A 19,009-nucleotide genomic window follows, 5' to 3' on the forward strand; every position below is an offset into this window, starting at 1 on the left:
ATGGTTGAATTTCAGGCAGAAAAAGCCTTTTTGGGTGTCGGCTGGGCATTTCCGCCACAGCTTCAGCCCGATGGCGAGATTGCCCTCAGCGCCTACGAGGAAGACATTCACCAGTCGATTCACATCATTTTAGGGACAACTCCAGGCGAGCGAGTCATGCGTCCCGATTTTGGATCGGGGCTGTCTGCTTTAGTGTTTGAGCCAATTTCGACCACGACGATCGAACTCGTGAAATTTCGCGTCGAAGAAGCCTTAATTGCCTGGGAGCCGCGCATCGACAGCATCACCGTTGATGTCACCGCCGAGCCTGCCTTGGGTCGCTTGCTGATCAACATTGACTATCGAGTGCGATCGACCAATACGTTTTACAACCTGGTTTATCCTTTTTATCTGCTGGAGGCGAAACCGACATGAGCGGCACGCCCTTCCTCGACGATCGCGAGGCCGAAGCAATCGCGCTAGCCCTGCTTCAGCAGTTGCCCGCCTATGTGCCCGACTGGAAGCCGACTGTGAACGGAGCAAGCTGGGCACTGATCCAGATTTTTGCTCGCTATGGGCAATCGCTGGCCGAACGGCTCAACCAAGCACCCGACAAAAACAAGCTGGCCTTTCTCGATCGCCTGGGAATCAATCTGCTGCCCGCACAGGCGGCTCGCGCTCCAGTTGTCTTTCAGGCGTTGACCAATGTGGCGGATAGCCGCGTTCCGGTTCGGACTCGCGTTGGCGCGAAGGTGTCAGGCCGCAGCGAACCGCTGGTGTTTGAAACTGAAACGGCCATCGCCCTAGCAACTGCCCAGATCGCTCAGGTGGTAACGCTGTTTCCGGGTCGCGATGCCTATGCCGACCACACCGAGGCGGCGATCGCTCGCCAGCCATTCACCTTATTTGAACCGCTCCAGCCCATCCCGCACGAGCTTTATCTGGCGCATGATTCGTTTGCGATCGCGGGACGATCGACGATTGAACTGCAAATTGACCTGACACAGGCGGCTAAGGAATCGCTGGCGATCGTCTGGGAGTTTTGGAGCGGCAAAGACTGGCATCCGTTCAAGCCGTTTCAATCACCAGAAAGCGCTTCTGAGTCGGACAGTCTGGACGGCACACAAGGACTGAAGTTTAGCAGCACGATTCGGCTGGTGACCGACTGCGCCACGAGTGCGCCCACCCGCATCAACGGCATTCTCGGCTATTGGATTCGTGCCCGCTTGAATCAACCGTTGCCGCCGCTCGGAAATTTGGTGCTGCCGCAGATCGATCGCCTGCAAATTCAAACCGTGATTCGTCAGGACGTTTGGAGCCAAACGCTTCAGCTTAAAGACCTCACAAGCGGAGCCACCCCGACGCTCAGCGGCATCATCAAAGACGCAAAAGGAACGCCGCTGTCAGGGGTACTCGTTTTTGCCGGAGATTTCTTTTCAATTGTGTCGCCGTATTCTGGCTACACGGATGCTCAAGGAAACTATGGCTTCGAGATTCCAACCACTCTGGCGACGAACCTAAGCGTGGGTAGGCTCGGTTTACCGACCTTTGTGGGTAGGCTGGAGGCGAGCAACGCTTCGATCGAGATGAACTTCATTCTCAATCCTGGACTTCAGCCGGAAGTTGCGTTTGCTGACGGGGTGAAGCTGGACTTGACCAAGACGTTTTATCCGTTTGGGCAGCAGCCCCTGCCCGGAACGGCACTTTACCTGAAATGCACCGAAGCGTTTAGCAAGCGCGGCGCGAAAGTCACCTTTTACGGTCAGGTGGCCGCAACAGCGCTGGCTGTGGAAGGCGAGCCGCAACTGGTGGCAGAGTATTGGGACGGGCAGCAGTGGCAAAGTTTGGGGGCAGACCGCGATCGCCTCCTCAATTTCTTTAAGCAGGGCTATCCGTTTGAGCTGGAAATTCCAAGTGACCTTGCCAGCACAAAAGTCAATGGTGACGAGGGGCTGTGGATTCGCATCCGCATCGTTGAAAACACCTTTTCCCGCACCCGCAAGATTACCTGGACGGGTGCGACAGCCGATTCACCCAATGAAATGACGATCGTGGAAACCACTCCGCCCGCCTTGGCCGATTTTCGGCTGGGCTATCTCTATCAGTCGCCGCTCGATCGCCCGCAGGTTTGCCTCACCTACAGCGATTTTCAGTGGCAAGATCAAAGTGAAGCGGTGCAGTGGCGGGGTAATAGCTTTGAGCCGTTTGAGCCGATCGCCGATCGCACCCCAACGCTGTATGTCGGCTTCGATCGCCCCCTGCCTGCCGATCTGATCAGCCTCTACCTCGACATTCAGGAAAACACCGCTCAGGGCAATCTACTGAAGTGGGAATATTGGGACAAGGCTTGGCTGCCGCTGAGTGTCGAGGACGAAACGCGCAATCTTGCTTTGCCCGGAATGGTATCGGCAATTTGGGCGGGCGTGACGGCTTCACCCACAGCAGCAGTTTTGCAAGCGAGCGGCAATCGGGTGCAGCTTATCGATGCTCGCCAGACGGCACAGTTTGCCCCCGGCGATTTACTCTACATCAGCCAAAAAGAAAAAGGCGAACTGGCAATTTTGGTCGGCACGGCGCAAGACACGCTGAAGCTGAAAACGCCGCTGAGCCAAACATATGCCCAAGCCTCGATCGCCCGTGCTGCCCTGCCGCGCTTTGGTAAACCCTGCACCTGGATACGGGCACGCCTGCAAACCGATGGCGAACCGCTGCGATCGCAAATCAACGGCATCTACCTGAATGCAGTGTGGGCAACGCAAAGCCAAACCTTTGAAAATGAAGTGCTCGGATCGAGCAATGCTCAGCCCAATCAAGTGTTTTTCGCTCGCAATCTGCCCGTGCTGTCTGGAGCCACGATCGAAGTGCGCGAACTGGAAGGACTGCGCGCCCCGGTCGAACTACCGCTTCTAATGGAGGAATTGCAGCAGCAGGGATTAAGCGAGGCGATTCGCACCGTCACCGATCGCCGCACCGGGCAGGTGACGCAGGTTTGGGTGCGCTGGCAGGAACAGTCGAATCTGTTTTTTTCCGGCGCGAGCGATCGCCACTTTGTTTTAGAGCGCAGTCAGGGGCGCATTCTGTTTGGCAATGGGCAGCAAGGCCGCATTCCACCTGCAAGCGTGGACAACATTCGCCTGCAAGCCTATCGATCGGGCGGGGGACTGATTGGCAATGTTCCAGCCGGAGCGATTTCGCAAATTCTGGCGGGCATTTTGGCGCAGAGCGTCACCAACCCCAAAGCCGCAGAAGGCGGAGCGGATACCGAAGCGATCGATCGGGTGCAAGCTCGCGCCCCGCAAGTGATTCGCCATCGCTATCAGGCCATTTCGCTGGCCGACTACGAAGCTTTGGCGCAAGAAGCTTCGCCTGCGGTTGCCGTTGCCCGCGCCCTGTCAACCACGCATCCGAACGGGCGATTGGCTCCAGGCTGGGTGAAGCTGGTGATCATGCCGCAAAGCCAAGACCCGCAGCCGCAGCCGTCGTTTGAACTGCGGCGGCAGGTGCAGCAGTTTTTAGCCGCCCGCGTTCCGGCTGCGATCGTCGATCGAATTTCGATTGTCGGACCAGACTATTTGCCGATCGGCGTTGAGGCGATCGTGGTTCCCCTCGTTCCACCAGAAGCGGGACTGGTGGGCGATCGCATCCGGCAAGCCCTCACGCGCTTTCTCAATCCGCTGCACGGTGGCCCCGAAGGAACAGGCTGGCGATTTGGTCGGGCGGTGTATCTGTCGGACATTGCGGCGACTCTAGAGCGCGTGGCGGGCGTGGACTACATCCGCGAACTCAATCTGCTGCTCAACGGTACGCCGCAGGGAGAATCGATCGCCGTTCCGCCCGATCGCATCGTTGTGGCGGGCACGTTCCGTATTTTGCTTCAAGGCAGCGAGGTGAACTGATGCCCCTACCCCTACCCAATCTCGATACGCGCCGCTGGCTAGACCTGGTGGATGAAGGACGGGCACTGATTCCCCGCTACGCAACGGACTGGACTGATCATAATGTCCACGATCCGGGCATCATGCTGATCGAACTGCTGGCGTGGCTAATCGAGCAGGAAATCTACCGCACCAACCGCATTCCGCTGCGTCACCGCCGTAAATTCCTTGATCTAATTGGTTTTTCACCGCTGCCGTCCCGTCCTGCCCGCACTGCGATCGCCTTTACGCCCATCGCTACCGAAACACTGCTCCTCCCCGCCGGACTGACAATCGCCACTGCCGATAACCAACCACTGCGCTTTCGTACCGTAGCTGATGTGCAGGTTTTGCCCGTCCAACTTCAAGCGGTACAGAGCTTCGATGGGGTGACGTTCACTGACCTGACGCGATCGCAGCGTGAAGGATTGCCGTTTTCCCCTTGGGGCACAAATCCAACTGCGATCGATGCCAAGCCTGCTCTCTACCTCGGCTTTGATCAGGCACTTCCACTCGATCAACCGCTGAGCATCTGGCTGCGCTTTCAAAACTCAGACGATCGCGATCGCATTCTGGCCGAAGCACGGGAACAGGCGATCGCCTGCTCGTCAATGACTCGCACCTGCATCGGAGAGCCGCCTAAAAGTGTGATAGCCGCAACGCCTCAGCCCACTGTTGATCTGCCGCCGCATCACAGCCTGCGAACGGTGTGGGAATATTTCAACGGCACGGCTTGGCAGGCACTCCAAGGCGAAGCGATCGCAGACGACACGCGATCGTTCACGATTGACGGCACGGTGCGGGTTACGATTCCAGGCACGATCGCAGCCTCGGTGCAGGGATTAGTTGCTGCCCCCGCTTATTATTTGCGCTGTCGCTGGCTGAGCGGACAGCCTGATCTCGCTCCGGTTCTGCTGGGAATCGCGCTCAACGCTGTTGCTGTTGAGCAAACCAGTCCTGCCCGCAGCACCTTGGCGATCGCGCCCAACACCGCCCCGCCCGCAGGCAAAGTCCCGATTCCTGGGCAGATCGGGCGATTAAGCCTTAGCTTCGACGCAGGCGTGATTACGCAGATCGCCTTTGACACAGAATCAGACGCGCCGGAAGTTTTCATCATTGCCTATCAGCCTGCAACGACTACCGCACCTGGAAGCCTGACCAGTACGCTGATGCTTGTTGGTGAAGGAACGGGTTTGCCCAATCAAACCGTTCACCTACCGGGAGCGATCGCTCAGGGACAGATTCAAGTCTGGACAGCAGGCAGCACTGTTGAGCGCTGGCAGATCCGACCGGATCTAGATGCGTCTGGCCGCACCGACGCTCACTTCAGCCTAGATACGGCTGCGGAAGTTTTGCGCTTTGGGGATGGCGAAAGCGGGCGCGTCGTTCCCACTGATGCGCTGATTCTGGCAGTCTATGACCAGACGGCAGGCGCGGCTGGTCATGCGGCGAAAGGGCAGTGGCAGCTTCGCGGCGCAGATGATGCGTTGAATCGATCGCTCCTCGATCCGACTGCTGAGGATATCGTCGCGGCGACAGCCGAACGAGTGCAGTCGATCGCATCTTGCGCCGCGATCTCAGGCGGAGCAGACGAGGAAAGCGTTGACCAGGCCGCAGGTCGAGCCGTCGAAGCGCTGTGGGCACATGAGCGGCTGGTGGAACTGTGCGACCAAACGCGCTGCACCACGCTCGACCAGATTGAGAAATCTGCCGTTCTCGATCGCCTGCCGCCCCAACGCGCCACAACTCTGCTGGATTTCGAGCGACTGGCCTTAGCCGTTCCCGGCACTCATGTTGTGCGATCGAGAGCCTGGGCAGGACTTGACCCCGCTCACCCGTGCCTACAAGCACCGGGAACCGTGACGGTCGTGATTGTGCCCGCTCTGCCGCCGCAGCGCCCGACGCCTAGCCCCGGTCTACTGCAAGCTGTGCAGCAATCGCTCGATCGCCGTCGTGTCATCGGAACGCGATTGCTTGTGGTTGCGCCGGAATATTTAGAGGTGCAGGTCGAAGCGACGGTGCAGAGCAAGCCTGCTGCCAGCGTCGATCGCGTCCAAACTGACATCTTGCAGGCACTGAATACCTTTCTCGATCCGCTGCGGGGTGGCTCGAACGGATTGGGCTGGGCGTTTGGGCGGGATGTGTATCGATCGGAGATTTTGCAGGTGATTGATGAAGTGGCAGGCGTCGATCACATCCGATCGCTTCGGCTGATTGCAGGCAGCGGCATCGCGCAATGCGGCAACCTTTGCGTGTCGCCGATCAGCCTGGTGACACCCGGACAACATCGCATTGAGGTGATGTGACATGACACACTCGCAATTTGGCGATCGCACCTTACGCATTCGCTACAACGACGATCAACGACTCAGCGCACAAGATTTGCAGTCTGAGGCAGATGCCGAAACGCGCTTGCGAGAACTTCATGTCCGCGCTCTCCACAATACCTGGGGTGTGGCGCTGGGGTTTGAGGTGATTCTCAAGGGCAATGTTGTTCAGGTAGGGCCGGGTTTAGCCTACGACTGTCAAGGACGCGAAATCCTGTCGGCGCGACCGCTGCCGATCGCGCTGCCGAATCCGCTCCCGTCGTCACGAGCGTTTGACCTGGTGATTCGCTATGCCGATCGCGCCACGCTGCTCGGCGATCGTCCGCGCACGACTTGTCTGGGCGATCGCCGTCCGACCGAAGAGCGCTTTTTGTGGCGCTGGTCTGATGCGGGAGCCGGCGAGCTAGGACAGCCGCTTCCCTTCGCTGACGATGTGCGCTTGGGTGAGGAAATTCCGATTGCGCGGCTGCAACTCGAAGCCGGAGTGCCGCCCGTGCTGGACACTTCCTTACGCCGTACCACGCAGGGATTAACGCGCCCTCATCTGGTGAGCGGACAGGTGCGAGCGGGTAGCGTCACCGCCTATGGTTCGCCGCTAGCGTGGTCAGTTTATGTGGATACTTCTAGCGGCGGCTTTCGCGGAGTCGGCGCACCGTCCGGCGTATTTTATTTCGCCAATCTGCTCAGCCATCCGTTTAGCTCCGCGTCCGGCTTTAATCGATTTCTCTCGCCTGCTGCGCTCAGGCGCTTGATGGAGCAGTTGACCGGACCATTTGTGTCAATCGCCAATCCCTACGCCAATCCCTATTCGTCTGGCTTTCGGCTGGATGTCCGCTTTGGTCTGCGCGATCGCCAGGCCCTCATACCGCTGCTGACAGATTTGCCCGAACTTAACCGCAACCAAAATCCGCTCTTGCCCGTTGGCATTCACTGGCTTGGCGTCGAACTGGTTAAAGGCTGTCCACCACCTGCGATCAGCCAATTTGCTGCCCTGCCAAATTACGCCTATCTGCTTTAGTCGCTGCCCTTTACCGCCGAATTGCCATGCCAGTCCCCGACGATATTCCGATTCTCGATCGCCCCAGCTTCTTTGACGGACAGCGCTTGACTGCCGCTGATCTAGATGCCGTCCAAGCGTTTCACCGCGAATTGCGCTGGCTGCACAACCGCAGTTTACATAGTTGGGGAATTGCCTTTGGCTATGCCGTTTCTGGACAGAAGGGCGATCGCGTGGTGCGGTTGGCTCCAGGCTATGCCGTAGACTGCAACGGACGCGATTTGATTCAAAGTCAGCCGCTCACTCTGGCGATTCCTGCCGTTGCTGGCGCGAGCGATGGCGGTCCCGTGACGTACTACCTAACGGCTTCCTACGCCGACGACAGCAGACTGACTCCGCAGACGCAAAGCGGCATGTGCGGCACAGCAGGCGCAGTGCGGCGATCGGAGCAGCCGATCATCCGCTGGCAGCAAGACTCTAGCGACATCGATGCTGACAGCCGCTATCGGCGCGGAGAAGATGTGATTCTCGCCACGATTCAAGTGCAAAACTGTCAGTTGCTTAAGGATGTATCGATCGCAGAACGGCGCGATGCCGTGCCTGCCCAACAGCCCTACATTGCCGCTGGACAAACCGAAGCAGGCAAAACAGAATGGCAGCTTTTTCCCAACAAAGATAGTCCGATCGGCGTTAAGGCGATCGTCTCGACTGGCAGTGCCGGATTTCGCACACCGCCGCGCTATCAGGCGCATATTGTGGGCGATCGATTGGTGAGTGACACTGTCAACGGCCAGTCCCGTCAGTTCGTCGTGGATGGCTACGCGCAGGTGGCAGGCGCGTCTGCCAATCAGTTTGAGATGCAGGTGATTTTGCCGCTGGGAGCCGCCACAGGTGAGTTTTTCACCACGCAAATTACGGCAGACGATTACAAACTGCTGCGTGATGCGATCGTCGCTCGTGCTAGGCCGACTTTTGTGCCGACCGAGCCTTGGGGTGCGCCGGGTGTAACCTTCGCTCAACAAAACTTAGAAGCGCAGCTTGCGGGGCAGCGGGTCGCAGTGGGGCAAGTTCTGTCTACTTTCTTCATCTATCCGCCTGTCGGAATCATTTCCAGTGATTTCGATGGACTGCTCAACGCGATCGCCACTCGCACCTCAACCTCGGTCGAAACGCTGCTGGCGGTGAACGGGTTAAGTCGCGACACGATGTTTGCTGCTGTTGGCGATTCGCTCACGGTTCCGCGAGAAGCGCTGCTGCTGAATCCGCCCAACATCGTGCTGACCGAAGAATTCATGGAGCAGCTTCAAACCAAGCTGGGCTGGCACGTCGTCTGGATGGGAATTGAGGGATAAGGCCATGTCAGAACCGGGATTTCAATATCTCAATCTCAACAACGTCTGGACGAATCTTCAGCTTCAGGCGGGACTGGTGCAGCGATCGGACGGGGCAATTACGCTCGCTCCAATTCCGCAAATCGAAGCGACGATCGCCCAACTGCCGCCCGCCGAAATTTCAGTTTCAGGCGCGGCCAATCTCGATGCGGATGCAGACGGAAATTTGTATTTTGCCGACTTGAGCCGCGATCGAATCTTGCGCTGGGATGCCTGTACGGGCGAAACCGCAGCGCTGCCTTGCTTTGGCGGCACGGGCAGCTTGCCAGGACAGTTGCGATCGCCGCGTGGCGTTTTGGTGCTGGGGCGACGGCTTTACGTCGCAGACAGCGGCAATCACCGCATTCAAATCGTCGATCTGTCCAGCCTGCAACTGCTGGGCATTTGGGGACAGCCTGACCCCTACGCCCCGCCGATCGCCAGCGATGTCCCCGGTCAGTTGAACGACCCTTGGGATTTGATTGCAGATGGAGCGGGCGATATTTATGTTCTCGATCGCGGCAATCGGCGCATCCAAAAATTCACGGCAAACGGCCGCCTGATTCCTGAATTTGCGGCGATCGCGCTGGAGCAGCCACTTTACATCTGCATTGCCCAGTTCGATGGACAAGAACGCCTGCTCATTCTTGACCTGCAATCGATCGACGGCGAACAGCGCGGCAAACTGCGGGTTTATCAACTCGATGGCACGGCAGACGAAGCGATCGCCGCTCGCTGGCAGTCGATCGCCCTGGAGCAGCCGACGGGCATGGTGGCAACGGCAGATACGCTGTATGTCGGAGAAGGCGATCAGATTCTTGGATTTGACCTTGAGGGGAAATTCCTGGGTGCAGCGCGGGGCTATCGCGGTACGATCGCTGGATTGAGCCGCGATCGTCAGGGGCGAGTGCTGGTGCATCCGGGTGGCGGTGGCGCGGTGATGCGGCTTCTGCCAGCCCAGGCTTACAGCGAAACGGGCAGCTTTTTGGCAGGTGCATTTCACGTTGATGTGACGGCTAAACCGCCGACGCGCTGGTTTCGACTGCGGGCGATCGCCGATCCGCTGCCTCCAAGCTGCCACCTTCAGTTTTTTACCTACACCAGTTCCTTACCCGATGCCCCAACTGTTGCCACGCCCATCCTCGATCGCGTGAATCCGGGTGAACTTGTGCCGCTCGATACCTGGTGGGCAGCTCCACTAGACGGACTGGATCTGCTGATCTTGAATCAGCCTGCGCCTTACTTGTGGATCAAAGGCGTCTGGCGCAGTGACGGCACGGCTTCACCCGTTCTGCATCAGATGCGGCTGGAATACAACTCCGAGACTTGGCTGCGTCACTTGCCAGCGATCTATCAGCGCGGCGGCAGCGAGCAAGTGTTTCTCGAACGATTTTTGGCACTGTTTGAAAACTTGCTGTCTGAAGAAACCGAGTTGCTCGATCGGCTCCCGCAACTGTTCGATCGATCTGCCGCCCCCGATCGCTTCCCCAACGACTGGCTCGACTGGCTCGCAGGCTGGTTGGCCTTTGACCTCGACGAAACCTGGAGCGAATCGCAAAGGCGGCAAGCGATCGGCGATGCCTTCAGCCTCTACAGCCAGCGGGGAACCGTGACTGGCCTCAAGCAACTGATTCGCCTTTACACGGGAGCGATCGCCCATATTGAAGAGCCTGCTCGCTTTGCCAGCTTGTGGTCGCTGGGCAATTCAGCCTTGGGGTTTACGACAATGCTGGCTCCGGGCGATGCCCAAGGCGCAGTCGTCGGCACAACCGCCACACTCAATCAGACGCAGCTGATTCAAGCCGAAAACTACGGCGCACCGCTGTTTGAGGATGTGGCACATCGCTTTTGCGTCCAGGTGTATGCGGCAGATGTGGACAGCGAGACGGCAATGGTGCGCGTGCAGCAGGTGCTAGACCATGAGAAACCCGCCCACACGACCTATCAGCTTTGTGCGATCGAAGCTCAAATGCGCGTCGGCTTTCAGGCGCGCCTGGGCATCGACGCGATCGTCAGCGCACCCCCGCCCGATCTCGTCCTGGCTGAGACGCAGCAGCTTGGCGTCGATACCGTTTTAGCCACACCGATCGATCGCGCTGGCAGTCTGCTTGGACAAACTGCCCGTCTAAATCGCCGCACATCGCTGCAATAACATTCACCCCAAGAGGTTGGCATCATGCTCAAACACAAGTTGATTTTAACGATCCGCTTTGCCCGGGAGGTGAGGTGAGATGAACGGCGATCTGTTAGGGCAACTTACAACGCCTGCTCGCAACCGCTACTTTTACGGCAAACTTTTAGATGCCTTTCACTTCGACCTGGAGCAAAGCTATTTCAACCGCAAACGCTGGCTGCTCAATCGCTTGACGCTGGGTGCGGGCGTCGTCTGTGGCTTGTCGCTGCATCTGTCGAACGATAAGACGCGAGTTTGCATCGCGCCCGGGGTGGCGATCGACTTTTTGGGACGCGAAATTACCGTTCCAGAAGAATTTCCGATCGACCCGCGCCAGCCAACCGATGCCTGTGGCAAACCCTGGGGCGATCGCATTGCCGGAGCCGGAATGGTAACGCTCTGTTTAGACTATCTTGAATGCGAAGCCGAACCTGTGCCCGTACTGGTCGGCGACTGCGACACCCGCAACGGCTGCGCCCCCAGCATGATCCGCGAGCGCTATCGCCTGCTGGTGCATTCCGGCTTGCCCAAACCGATCGCTAGCGGCATCGATCCAAATCTTTGTCGGGCACTGGTCGGGGATTTAACTGACAGCGGAACAACAGGCTTGGCCGTCGTCAGCACAATCTCAACGCAGGGTAGCCCGATCGCCGTTGCGATCACGCCGGATGGCCAGCGGGCGATCGTCCTCAATACGCAAGACGGACCAACCGTACAAATCATTGATGTAGACACTAACGCTATTCTTGCCACATTGGAAAATGTCGTCTCGTTGCCACTAGGCGGTGTGGCGATCGCGCCCGATGGCGGCGTTGCCTTCGTCACGCATCAAGCTGGAATCACAACAATTGATCTACAGGCCAATCCGCCCGCAACGACAACGTTTTTGAGAGATCGACCCTATGGCGCTTGTGCAGCAGCGTTTGGGGGAGCGGTGCTGTTTGCCGTCAACTCGCAGACGCAGCAGATCGATCGCATTGATGCCGTCAACCAAACCGTGATGAGTTCGATTGTGGCAGGCACTCGCCCGATTGAACTGGCGATTTCTGCTGATAGCCGCTGGCTGTATGCGATCGATGCGGACGGAAACGCCCTGCTGCGAATCGATACCGCCACGAATACCGTTTTCTCCCAATCCTTAGCCAATTCACCGAAAACGCTCGCCCTGCGATCGACGCCAGCAGGTCGAGTCGCCTATGTTGCCAATGATACTGAGGTGCAAACCATTCGCGAAGATGGCACAGCCGCGAGTTTTGCGATTGCCGCCAGCGTGCGAGCCAGTGCCCTAACCAGCAATGGCAAATTTTACTATCTCGTCAGCAGTTCTGAGTCGGGTCAGCATGAAGTGATCATTTTTTCTGCCGACACTTTGCAGGAACGGGCACGGCTAAAAGTTGGCGAGAATCCAACCGACATCGCGATCGTGCCAAACCGACTGCGCGGACTGGTCACGGCATCAGGAAGCATCAGCGTCATCGACCTCGATCGCCATCTGCTGCTGTGTGAACTGGCAGGCGAATGTGCCACGCCGCCCGTTCAGCCCTGCATTCCGATCGCGACGGTCGAACTGCTGGCAGATGGTAGCATTGGGGCGATCGACACTTGTACCTACCGACCCAGAGTTTACAGTAATGCCACGCTGCTCGAACTGATCCTCTGTCTGGCTGAGCGCGTCGAAGAATGCTGCAAAGCCGAGGTCGTCCCTGCTCCAACACCCCCACCGACGCCTGAACCCAGTCCAGAGCCAAGCCCGGAACCGAGTTTGGAACCCAGTCCAGAGCCATCTGCGGAACCCAGTCCAGAGCCAAGCCCAGAACCCAGCCCGGAACCTAGCCCGGAACCCAGTTCAGAGCCAAGCCTAGAACCAACTGTCGAACCGCTCCAACCGCTGAGAGTGCAGGTGGCCTTTTTGAATATTGAAAATCAATCGATCGCTCGCCTGACTTCGATCAACCAGCCGCCACAGTTTGACAATGGCCGCCAGCTTCGATCGATTCAAATGACCTTCGATCGTCCGGTCAATCCAGAGTCGGTCAAGGCGGACGAATTTGGCGCTGATCCAAATAGTTTTAGCGTGCTGGTGCAGTCTGACTGGAGCAATGAACCAGAGCGCTATGTAGCCGGATCGATTGTCACTAGTGACGATCGCCGCGTCAGCCGGTTTGAGATTAGCCGCGAGTTTAGAACGTTCCCTGTAGGTAAATATCAGGTGACGCTGTTTGGCAAGGTCGATCCTAACGGTCAGCGTCCCGCAATTCAATCAGAAGACGGCGTATTTCTGCGTGGCAATCGCAGCCAAGGAGACAACCTTGTCTTTACCTTCAGCATCGTTTGAAAAAATTAGCGTCATCGTGCCTGTCCGTAACGAAGCCCCGACGCTGCGATCGACCGTTGAGCAGCTACAGGCCACTTTGCCTGACGAAAGCGAAATTATCGTGGTAGACGATGACTCGACCGATGGTGGTGCAGATACTCTGCCTGTGAGCGATTCGGTTCGCCTGCTGAAAGCGCAGCAGCTTGGAGTTGCCAGAGCGCGAAACTGGGGAGCCGCCCACGCAACCGGAGATGTGCTGGTATTTTCGGATGCCCATGTCAATCCTGTTCCGCGCTGGTGGGAGCCGTTGCTCGCGGCGCTCGATCACCCAAATGTGGGAGCCGTCGGACCTGTGATTTCGTCGATCGCCAATCCCCAAAATCGCGGCTACGGCTACCGCTTCAAAGATGCTCGCCTCAACACCGAGTGGATGAGCCGACAGGGATACCAGCCCTACCCGGTACCAATGCTCTGCGGCTGCTTTCTGGCGATGCCACGGATCACGTTTGAACTGGTTGGCGGTTTTGATGCGGGCATGACCTGCTGGGGATCTGAAGATTCGGAACTCTGTGTGCGGCTGTGGCTGCTGGGCTACGAACTGCTGGTTGTGCCACAGGCTGAGGCCGCTCATTTGTTTCGCCGCAAGCATCCCTACGCCGTCGATCGCAAGCTCACGATCTACAATTCGCTGCGGCTGATCTTTGCCCATTTCAGCGGAGAGCGACTGACACGAGTATTGACCTGCTTTAAGGAGGACGGCGACTTCGCGATCGCCCTGGCGAGGCTGGCCGACAGCGACATTTGGCAGCAGCGCGATCGCCTGATAGCGCAGCGAATCCGCACCGATGACTGGTTCTGCGATCGCTTTGACATGATGTTCTAAGGAGTAGCGATATGTATACCGAACACCCTGGGTCTTGCTCAACAACTGGCGCGATCGGACTAGAGCGCACCCGCTTTTTTCCGCGCCAGCTGATTACGCCTGATGATTTGATCCAGGATCAAATTTACTTTCGCGATAAGCTGCGTCGGCACAATCGCCTCTTGCACGGCTGGGGCGTCGTTTGCGGAGCCAGAATCAAACCTGGAACAGGCGAGTGTGAAATTGTGATCGAACCGGGCTACATTCTTGGCCCTTACGGAGATGAGATTTACATTGATCAAGAAGTCACCGTTAACCTGTGCCAGCAGGGAACTGATGGCAACGCCATTTCGCCCTGTAGCGACATGACCGATCCCTGGTGCAGCAATATTCGCGTTGATCGCCAGTCCAACAAGCCCTACTACCTCGCCGTGCGCTATGCCGAATGCCAAACTCGCCCGGTGCGCGTCGTCGGCACAAGCTGCGGCTGCAACGAGATTGAGTGCGAATATAGCCGCATCCGCGACAGCTACGCCATCAAACTGCTGAGCGAACTGCCCAGCACCTATGCCGACCCGATGCCGCAGCCAAATCTAGACGACGTGGCACGCTGCACGCCCGATCATGCCTGTCCTGCCTGTCCGACTGAACCCTGGGTAATTTTGGCGGATATCACCTTGGGCGCAGGCAGCAAAGTTACAAAAGAAGGCATCGACTGTTTTGCCCATCGCCGCCATGTCGTTTCCTTTGCCAACTACTACTACCTGTGCAAATCTACGACGCTGCCCGTCGTGCGATCGATCTTCCCTGGCAATGGCATCAATCTCAACAACGATCAAGCGCTGCTGCGAGAGTGGGCGCAGCGGCCATTGCTCAAAATCACGTTCGATCGCGAGATGGCAATGCCCAAGCTTTCGGAACCTGATGCTTGGCTGCGGTTCTGGCAGCTTCGATCGGATGACAACCTCACGGTTGTTCGCCGAATTTTTCTGGCGCTTTCCCCTGAAAATCCGCCTGCTACGGATGAATCCGGCTTCACTGCCACCTATCAACTGCGAGCTGGCGCTCAAGAACTGTTTCAGTCTCGCTTCTTAATTCAAATTCGTGCCACTGCTGACACCATTACCGATACGACCACGCCGCCGAATCTACTCGATGCAGACTTCTCTGGTACAAAACTCTCGAGTGAGCAACTCAATCAGGTTTGGAACGTCACTGATCAGACCACTCTCTCGATCGAGATTTTGAACAATCTCAGTACAACAGACGCAACTTTGCCATCCGGCGATCGAGCGGCGGGCGGACAATTTCATAGTTGGTTTGCCGTGCTTGGCTAGCAGCGAGTCACCTCATTTGTACAGGTTTTGTTGGGAGAATTGGTTGAAGCCAAGCGTTGACCCTAGCCGTCCTTCAACGGCTAGCGCGAAATCATGAGTCAACGATGGTAGCTTTTGCAGAGAGGCACCGCATGTCAGTTGCCCTGCTGACGATCTTATGTGCCATGCGATGGAGCGATCGATCGGTGCTCACCTGCGGAAGTTGGGAGAGTGGAAACCATCGCACATCAAGCGCTTCTCGCTCACAGTATTGCAAGGGTTCATACTCGCTTGCTAGCAGCAGATAGCGAATGTCGTAGTGCCAGTGTGCGGGGACGATGCCGCTGGCTGGAATCCGATGCACATCCACATCAAATATCGCTTGACCCGCTTCTTGGCGATGCCGGGAACTTCAATGAGGCGATTGAGATTGATCTGCTGCTCGATAATGTCGAGCGTGTCTGCGCCAAAGTGGGCGACGATGCGCTTCGCGGTGACGGGACCCACTCCCTTAATCAAGCCGCTGCCAGGTATTTCTCGATCCCCGTGATGGTGGCAGGCTTGGTTTCGCGGTACTGGGTGACCTGAAACTGCTGACCGTATTTGGGATGCTCGCGCCAAGTGCCGCTAAGCTGTAAGGTTTGTCCCGCCTGAATATTGGCGAAGTTACCCACGATCGTCACTAGCTCGCTGGTACGGGGCGCTTTGAGACGGGCGATGGTGTAGCCCGATTCTTCCGAGTGGTAGGTAATGCGCTCCACCACCCCCTGTAAGGGTTCGAGTGCAGCAGGTTGAGAACTTGAGGAGGGGGACATCGCCATACTATTTCCAGGGCAGCGCGATCGATCGGTGCTACCCGTTACAGTAGCGTGAGCTGTCCCTGATTCTGGCTGGGAACAGCCTGTCTCACCTCAGGTAGTGTTCTAGACCTGTGGATCTTGATTTTGAAAGCCACTTCCTGCAAGCGCCTCAAAATGGGCATCCACATATTTGAAACCCTACCGAACATTGCCCTCTGTGGCTTCGTATTGAGCGATACAATCGCTGCAATTTTTCTCTCTACAATCTGTAAATCTCTTCATCTGTTCACCCCTTCCTGTGTCTGAGCATCACCCCGATCACGACCACGACCACGCTGCCACAGAACCAGAATCGATCGATCCCGCCCTGCACCCGTCGCAATTTCTCTCCAAGCAGTCACGTCGCGCGTTTCTCACGTCGATGGGCGCTGCGGCAGCACTCGGTACGCATACGGCGATTGGCTTTTTGCGTCATCCCGAACAGGCACAGGCACAGACTCTCCAGGCGGCTGACGAGATTCGCGATGCGGGCAACATTCACATCCTCAGAGCCACACCGGAAACTTGCTTTTGGGGCTTCTTCAACAAAGAGTTGCCACCCGTGTTGACGATCGATTCTGGCGATATTGTCTACGTCGAGGCGCTGACGCATCATGCGGGTGATGCACCTGATTTGCTCATGGATGCGGGTGTGCGCGAGGTGTATGAGAAGGTGACCGATCGCGGTCCGGGCGTTCACATCATGACCGGACCGATCGCCGTCCGGGGAGCTGAAGTTGGCGACACGCTGATGGTGCGAATTCTCAAAACCGAGCCGCGCCTGCCCTACGGCAGCAATCTCGCCGCCCACTGGGGCTACCTCTACGACAGCTTCAAGAAAGAGCGCGTCACCATCTACAAGTTCGATACGACATCGAATCTAGCACAGCCCGCTTTCGCCTTCGACTTCAAGGGCAGAGCGCTCTACGACCAGCCCGAATTCATCTCACCGCCCGATCCGAGTGCGCGAGAAACGATCAAAACAGGAATTGCCTTGCCGCTGCGACCGCACTTTGGCGTTATGGGCGTTGCTTCGCAGGAAAGCGGACGCATCAACAGCATTCCGCCCGGTGCGTTTGGCGGCAACATTGACAACTGGCGTAACGGAGCCGGAACCTCGATGTACTACCCGGTCTTCAATCGCGGCGCGAACTTCTACGTGGGCGATTCACACATGGCGCAGGGTGATGCGGAACTGTCGGGAACGGCGATCGAAGCCTCGATGAATGCCTATCTTCAGATTTTTGTGATCAAAGACTTCCCCATCACCAACCCGATCATGGAAACGGCAACGCATTGGATTACGCACGGCTTTAATGAAGACCTCAACAAAGCGATGCGGCAGTCTGCCGATCAGATGGTTGATTTCCTCCAGAGCAAGCGACAGATGAGTGCGGATGAAGCCTACTCGCTGATTTCGGTCGCTGTCGATTTTGGCGTGACGCAGGTGGTCGATATTCGCCAAGGCTGTCATGCTGCCCTGCCGAAGAATGTGTTTTTGCCCACGCCCTATTCGGCTTAGGGCGATAGCTTCTGGCGATGGAAAGGTTGCTTTTTCATTTCGGTGATTTTGCAGGCAGGTTTAGCGATCGATCTCCCCACTCAAACTGTCCGCACCTCCAGGATCATCCCAGCCTGACGCAGCCGTTCCGCCAGCACTTCACCCAGCCCAGTTGCTGGAGTCAAAATACCTCCCCGCGATCGACCACCTGATAACTCATCTGTTTGAAGTGCCAAACCCAAAGCAGATTCACACAAGAATTTGACCGTTGCCCGATTGCCTGGATCGCCTTGGTCGCGAATTAATCCTTTTACTTTGCGCCCATCTGAGGCAGTGCCCACCAGTTCGCAGGAGAACCAGCCCTGATTCATCGTTTGCTCAGATGGTCCGCTGCCCGGTTGGGGTAGGAACGGTTGCACGATCGAGCGCACTTGGGGCTGTTGCAAAGCACCTATAAACAGCGCCGTTCCCACCGTCAGGCAGATCGCCTTGAGACCTGAAAGCGGTTCATCGAGCTTGAGATATTCCTGGTAGGTGAAGTCACTGCCATAGGACTCTTGCCACTCGTCATACAAGGCACAACTGCGGCGGACAATTCGCGTGTTGACCGCTCCCATGAAGAAGGGCGCGACCCAGGTGTTGACCTCAGCCGCAAACAATGGCGCTTGCGGGTCACGGTTGCGATCGATCTGAGCTTGTAAATGCACTGCGGGCGGATTGAGCAGGAAGGGATCGCTAAACTGCCCTGTGACATCTGCATCATACAGATTGAAAGCAGAGGCCAGCGTCCCCCCATTTAAGCCGCCGTTCGCCTGAAAGTAGGCATTCACTCGCTGGCAAGACACTCCGAATGCTTGTTGCAGGTGACGAACCAGCAGGTAAGTGCCCAGGTCTGAGGGAACAGAATCGAAGCCGCAGCAGGGGATGATGCGCGTGCCATCGGCGGCAGCTTGAACGTGGTAGCGATCGATCAAGGTCTTGACCCAGGGCGTTTCTCCCGTAATGTCCACGTAATGCGTTTTGAACCGCACACAGGCATCGACTAGGGCATTGCCGTAGCAGGCAAAGGGGCCAGCAGTTGTGAGCAGCACCCGCGTTTGCGACACGATATCGTCTACGGCCTGTTGATCTTGGCTATCTGCAACCAGGATATCGACCGCTGCACCAACCTCGGATCTGACGGCTTCTAGCTTCTGGTGGTTTCGTCCCGCAATCGCCCAGTGGATTTGCTTAGAGGCAGGATGGCGATCGAAGTATTGCACCGTCTGCCTGCCTACAAACCCACTCGCACCGTAAAGCACAACTGAGGTGGACCCGTAGGACTAGACGAAAATCGAGGGAGAATAAGCTACAGATCTCAAGTTGCAGACTCAGCAATGCTGATGTTTTAGTTCGACTTTAATCAGCGATTCAACTA

At 57.3% G+C, this 19,009-nt stretch carries 13 protein-coding genes; 10 read left to right on the forward strand and 3 right to left on the reverse strand.

What is annotated here, in order from left to right; genetic code table 11:
* From H6F67_RS08835 to H6F67_RS08875, 9 genes are all read left to right on the forward strand, one after another.
* Positions 1-414: a GPW/gp25 family protein gene (locus H6F67_RS08835; RefSeq protein ID WP_190765432.1), complete on the forward strand. Its 414-nt coding sequence runs from the start codon at positions 1-3 to the stop codon at positions 412-414.
* Positions 411-3,875 (forward strand): putative baseplate assembly protein, encoded by a 3,465-nt coding sequence (locus tag H6F67_RS27310; protein WP_199304320.1) that lies wholly within the window; start codon positions 411-413, stop codon positions 3,873-3,875. The genes H6F67_RS08835 and H6F67_RS27310 overlap by 4 nt, the downstream gene beginning before the upstream one ends.
* Positions 3,875-6,199: a putative baseplate assembly protein gene (locus H6F67_RS08845; protein ID WP_190765433.1), complete on the forward strand. Its 2,325-nt coding sequence runs from the start codon at positions 3,875-3,877 to the stop codon at positions 6,197-6,199. The genes H6F67_RS27310 and H6F67_RS08845 overlap by 1 nt, the downstream gene beginning before the upstream one ends.
* Before the next feature lies 1 nt (position 6,200).
* Positions 6,201-7,238 carry a hypothetical protein gene (locus H6F67_RS08850; RefSeq protein ID WP_190765435.1) on the forward strand — a complete coding sequence of 346 codons (1,038 nt, stop codon included), beginning with the start codon at positions 6,201-6,203 and terminating at the stop codon, positions 7,236-7,238.
* A 26-nt stretch (positions 7,239-7,264) separates the two neighbouring features.
* Positions 7,265-8,569 (forward strand): LysM peptidoglycan-binding domain-containing protein, encoded by a 1,305-nt coding sequence (locus H6F67_RS08855; RefSeq protein ID WP_190765437.1) that lies wholly within the window; start codon positions 7,265-7,267, stop codon positions 8,567-8,569.
* Positions 8,570-8,573: 4 nt separating this feature from the next.
* Entirely contained in the window at positions 8,574-10,739 is a 2,166-nt protein-coding gene (locus tag H6F67_RS08860) for a phage tail protein (protein ID WP_190765439.1), read from the forward strand.
* A gap of 79 nt (positions 10,740-10,818) precedes the next feature.
* The gene (locus tag H6F67_RS08865; protein ID WP_190765441.1) at positions 10,819-13,095 is read left to right on the forward strand and encodes a YncE family protein; all 2,277 of its coding nucleotides are present in this window, start codon (positions 10,819-10,821) and stop codon (positions 13,093-13,095) included.
* Positions 13,070-13,957 carry a glycosyltransferase gene (locus H6F67_RS08870; RefSeq protein ID WP_190765443.1) on the forward strand — a complete coding sequence of 296 codons (888 nt, stop codon included), beginning with the start codon at positions 13,070-13,072 and terminating at the stop codon, positions 13,955-13,957. Before H6F67_RS08865 ends, H6F67_RS08870 begins: the two co-directional genes overlap by 26 nt.
* 11 nt (positions 13,958-13,968) lie before the next feature.
* On the forward strand, positions 13,969-15,273 hold the full coding sequence (locus H6F67_RS08875) for a hypothetical protein (protein WP_190765445.1): 1,305 nt from the start codon (positions 13,969-13,971) through the stop codon (positions 15,271-15,273).
* Between the two features lie 273 nt (positions 15,274-15,546).
* On the opposite strand, the gene H6F67_RS27640 is transcribed toward H6F67_RS08875, so the two are convergent.
* Positions 15,547-15,771: a helix-hairpin-helix domain-containing protein gene (locus H6F67_RS27640; protein ID WP_242020566.1), complete on the reverse strand. Its 225-nt coding sequence runs from the start codon at positions 15,769-15,771 to the stop codon at positions 15,547-15,549.
* Positions 15,768-16,073 carry a hypothetical protein gene (locus H6F67_RS27645; protein ID WP_242020567.1) on the reverse strand — a complete coding sequence of 102 codons (306 nt, stop codon included), beginning with the start codon at positions 16,071-16,073 and terminating at the stop codon, positions 15,768-15,770. Before H6F67_RS27645 ends, H6F67_RS27640 begins: the two co-directional genes overlap by 4 nt.
* Positions 16,074-16,350: 277 nt before the next feature.
* Here H6F67_RS27645 and H6F67_RS08885 point away from each other — a divergent pair, with 277 nt between their 5' ends.
* Positions 16,351-17,613 carry an acetamidase/formamidase family protein gene (locus tag H6F67_RS08885; protein WP_199304321.1) on the forward strand — a complete coding sequence of 421 codons (1,263 nt, stop codon included), beginning with the start codon at positions 16,351-16,353 and terminating at the stop codon, positions 17,611-17,613.
* Positions 17,614-17,693: 80 nt separating this feature from the next.
* Here the strand turns inward: H6F67_RS08885 and H6F67_RS08890 are convergent, their stop codons facing one another.
* Positions 17,694-18,893 (reverse strand): trans-acting enoyl reductase family protein, encoded by a 1,200-nt coding sequence (locus tag H6F67_RS08890; RefSeq protein WP_190765446.1) that lies wholly within the window; start codon positions 18,891-18,893, stop codon positions 17,694-17,696.
* Between the last annotated feature and the right edge of the window lie 116 nt (positions 18,894-19,009).

The sequence above is a fragment of the Microcoleus sp. FACHB-1515 genome, assembly GCF_014696105.1.
GTDB lineage: Bacteria > Cyanobacteriota > Cyanobacteriia > Elainellales > Elainellaceae > JAAUTJ01.

Bases quoted from the DNA above. Each gene is read 5' to 3' on its own strand.
- H6F67_RS08850 (WP_190765435.1), top strand. From the start codon at position 6,201: ATGACACACTCGCAATTTGGCGATCGCACCTTACGCATTCGCTACAAC.
- H6F67_RS08860 (WP_190765439.1), top strand. From the start codon at position 8,574: ATGTCAGAACCGGGATTTCAATATCTCAATCTCAACAACGTCTGGACG.
- H6F67_RS08875 (WP_190765445.1), top strand. From the start codon at position 13,969: ATGTATACCGAACACCCTGGGTCTTGCTCAACAACTGGCGCGATCGGA.
- H6F67_RS08855 (WP_190765437.1), top strand. From the start codon at position 7,265: ATGCCAGTCCCCGACGATATTCCGATTCTCGATCGCCCCAGCTTCTTT.
- H6F67_RS27310 (WP_199304320.1), top strand. From the start codon at position 411: ATGAGCGGCACGCCCTTCCTCGACGATCGCGAGGCCGAAGCAATCGCG.
- H6F67_RS08845 (WP_190765433.1), top strand. From the start codon at position 3,875: ATGCCCCTACCCCTACCCAATCTCGATACGCGCCGCTGGCTAGACCTG.
- H6F67_RS27645 (WP_242020567.1), bottom strand. From the start codon at position 16,073: ATGGCGATGTCCCCCTCCTCAAGTTCTCAACCTGCTGCACTCGAACCC.
- H6F67_RS08835 (WP_190765432.1), top strand. From the start codon at position 1: ATGGTTGAATTTCAGGCAGAAAAAGCCTTTTTGGGTGTCGGCTGGGCA.
- H6F67_RS08865 (WP_190765441.1), top strand. From the start codon at position 10,819: ATGAACGGCGATCTGTTAGGGCAACTTACAACGCCTGCTCGCAACCGC.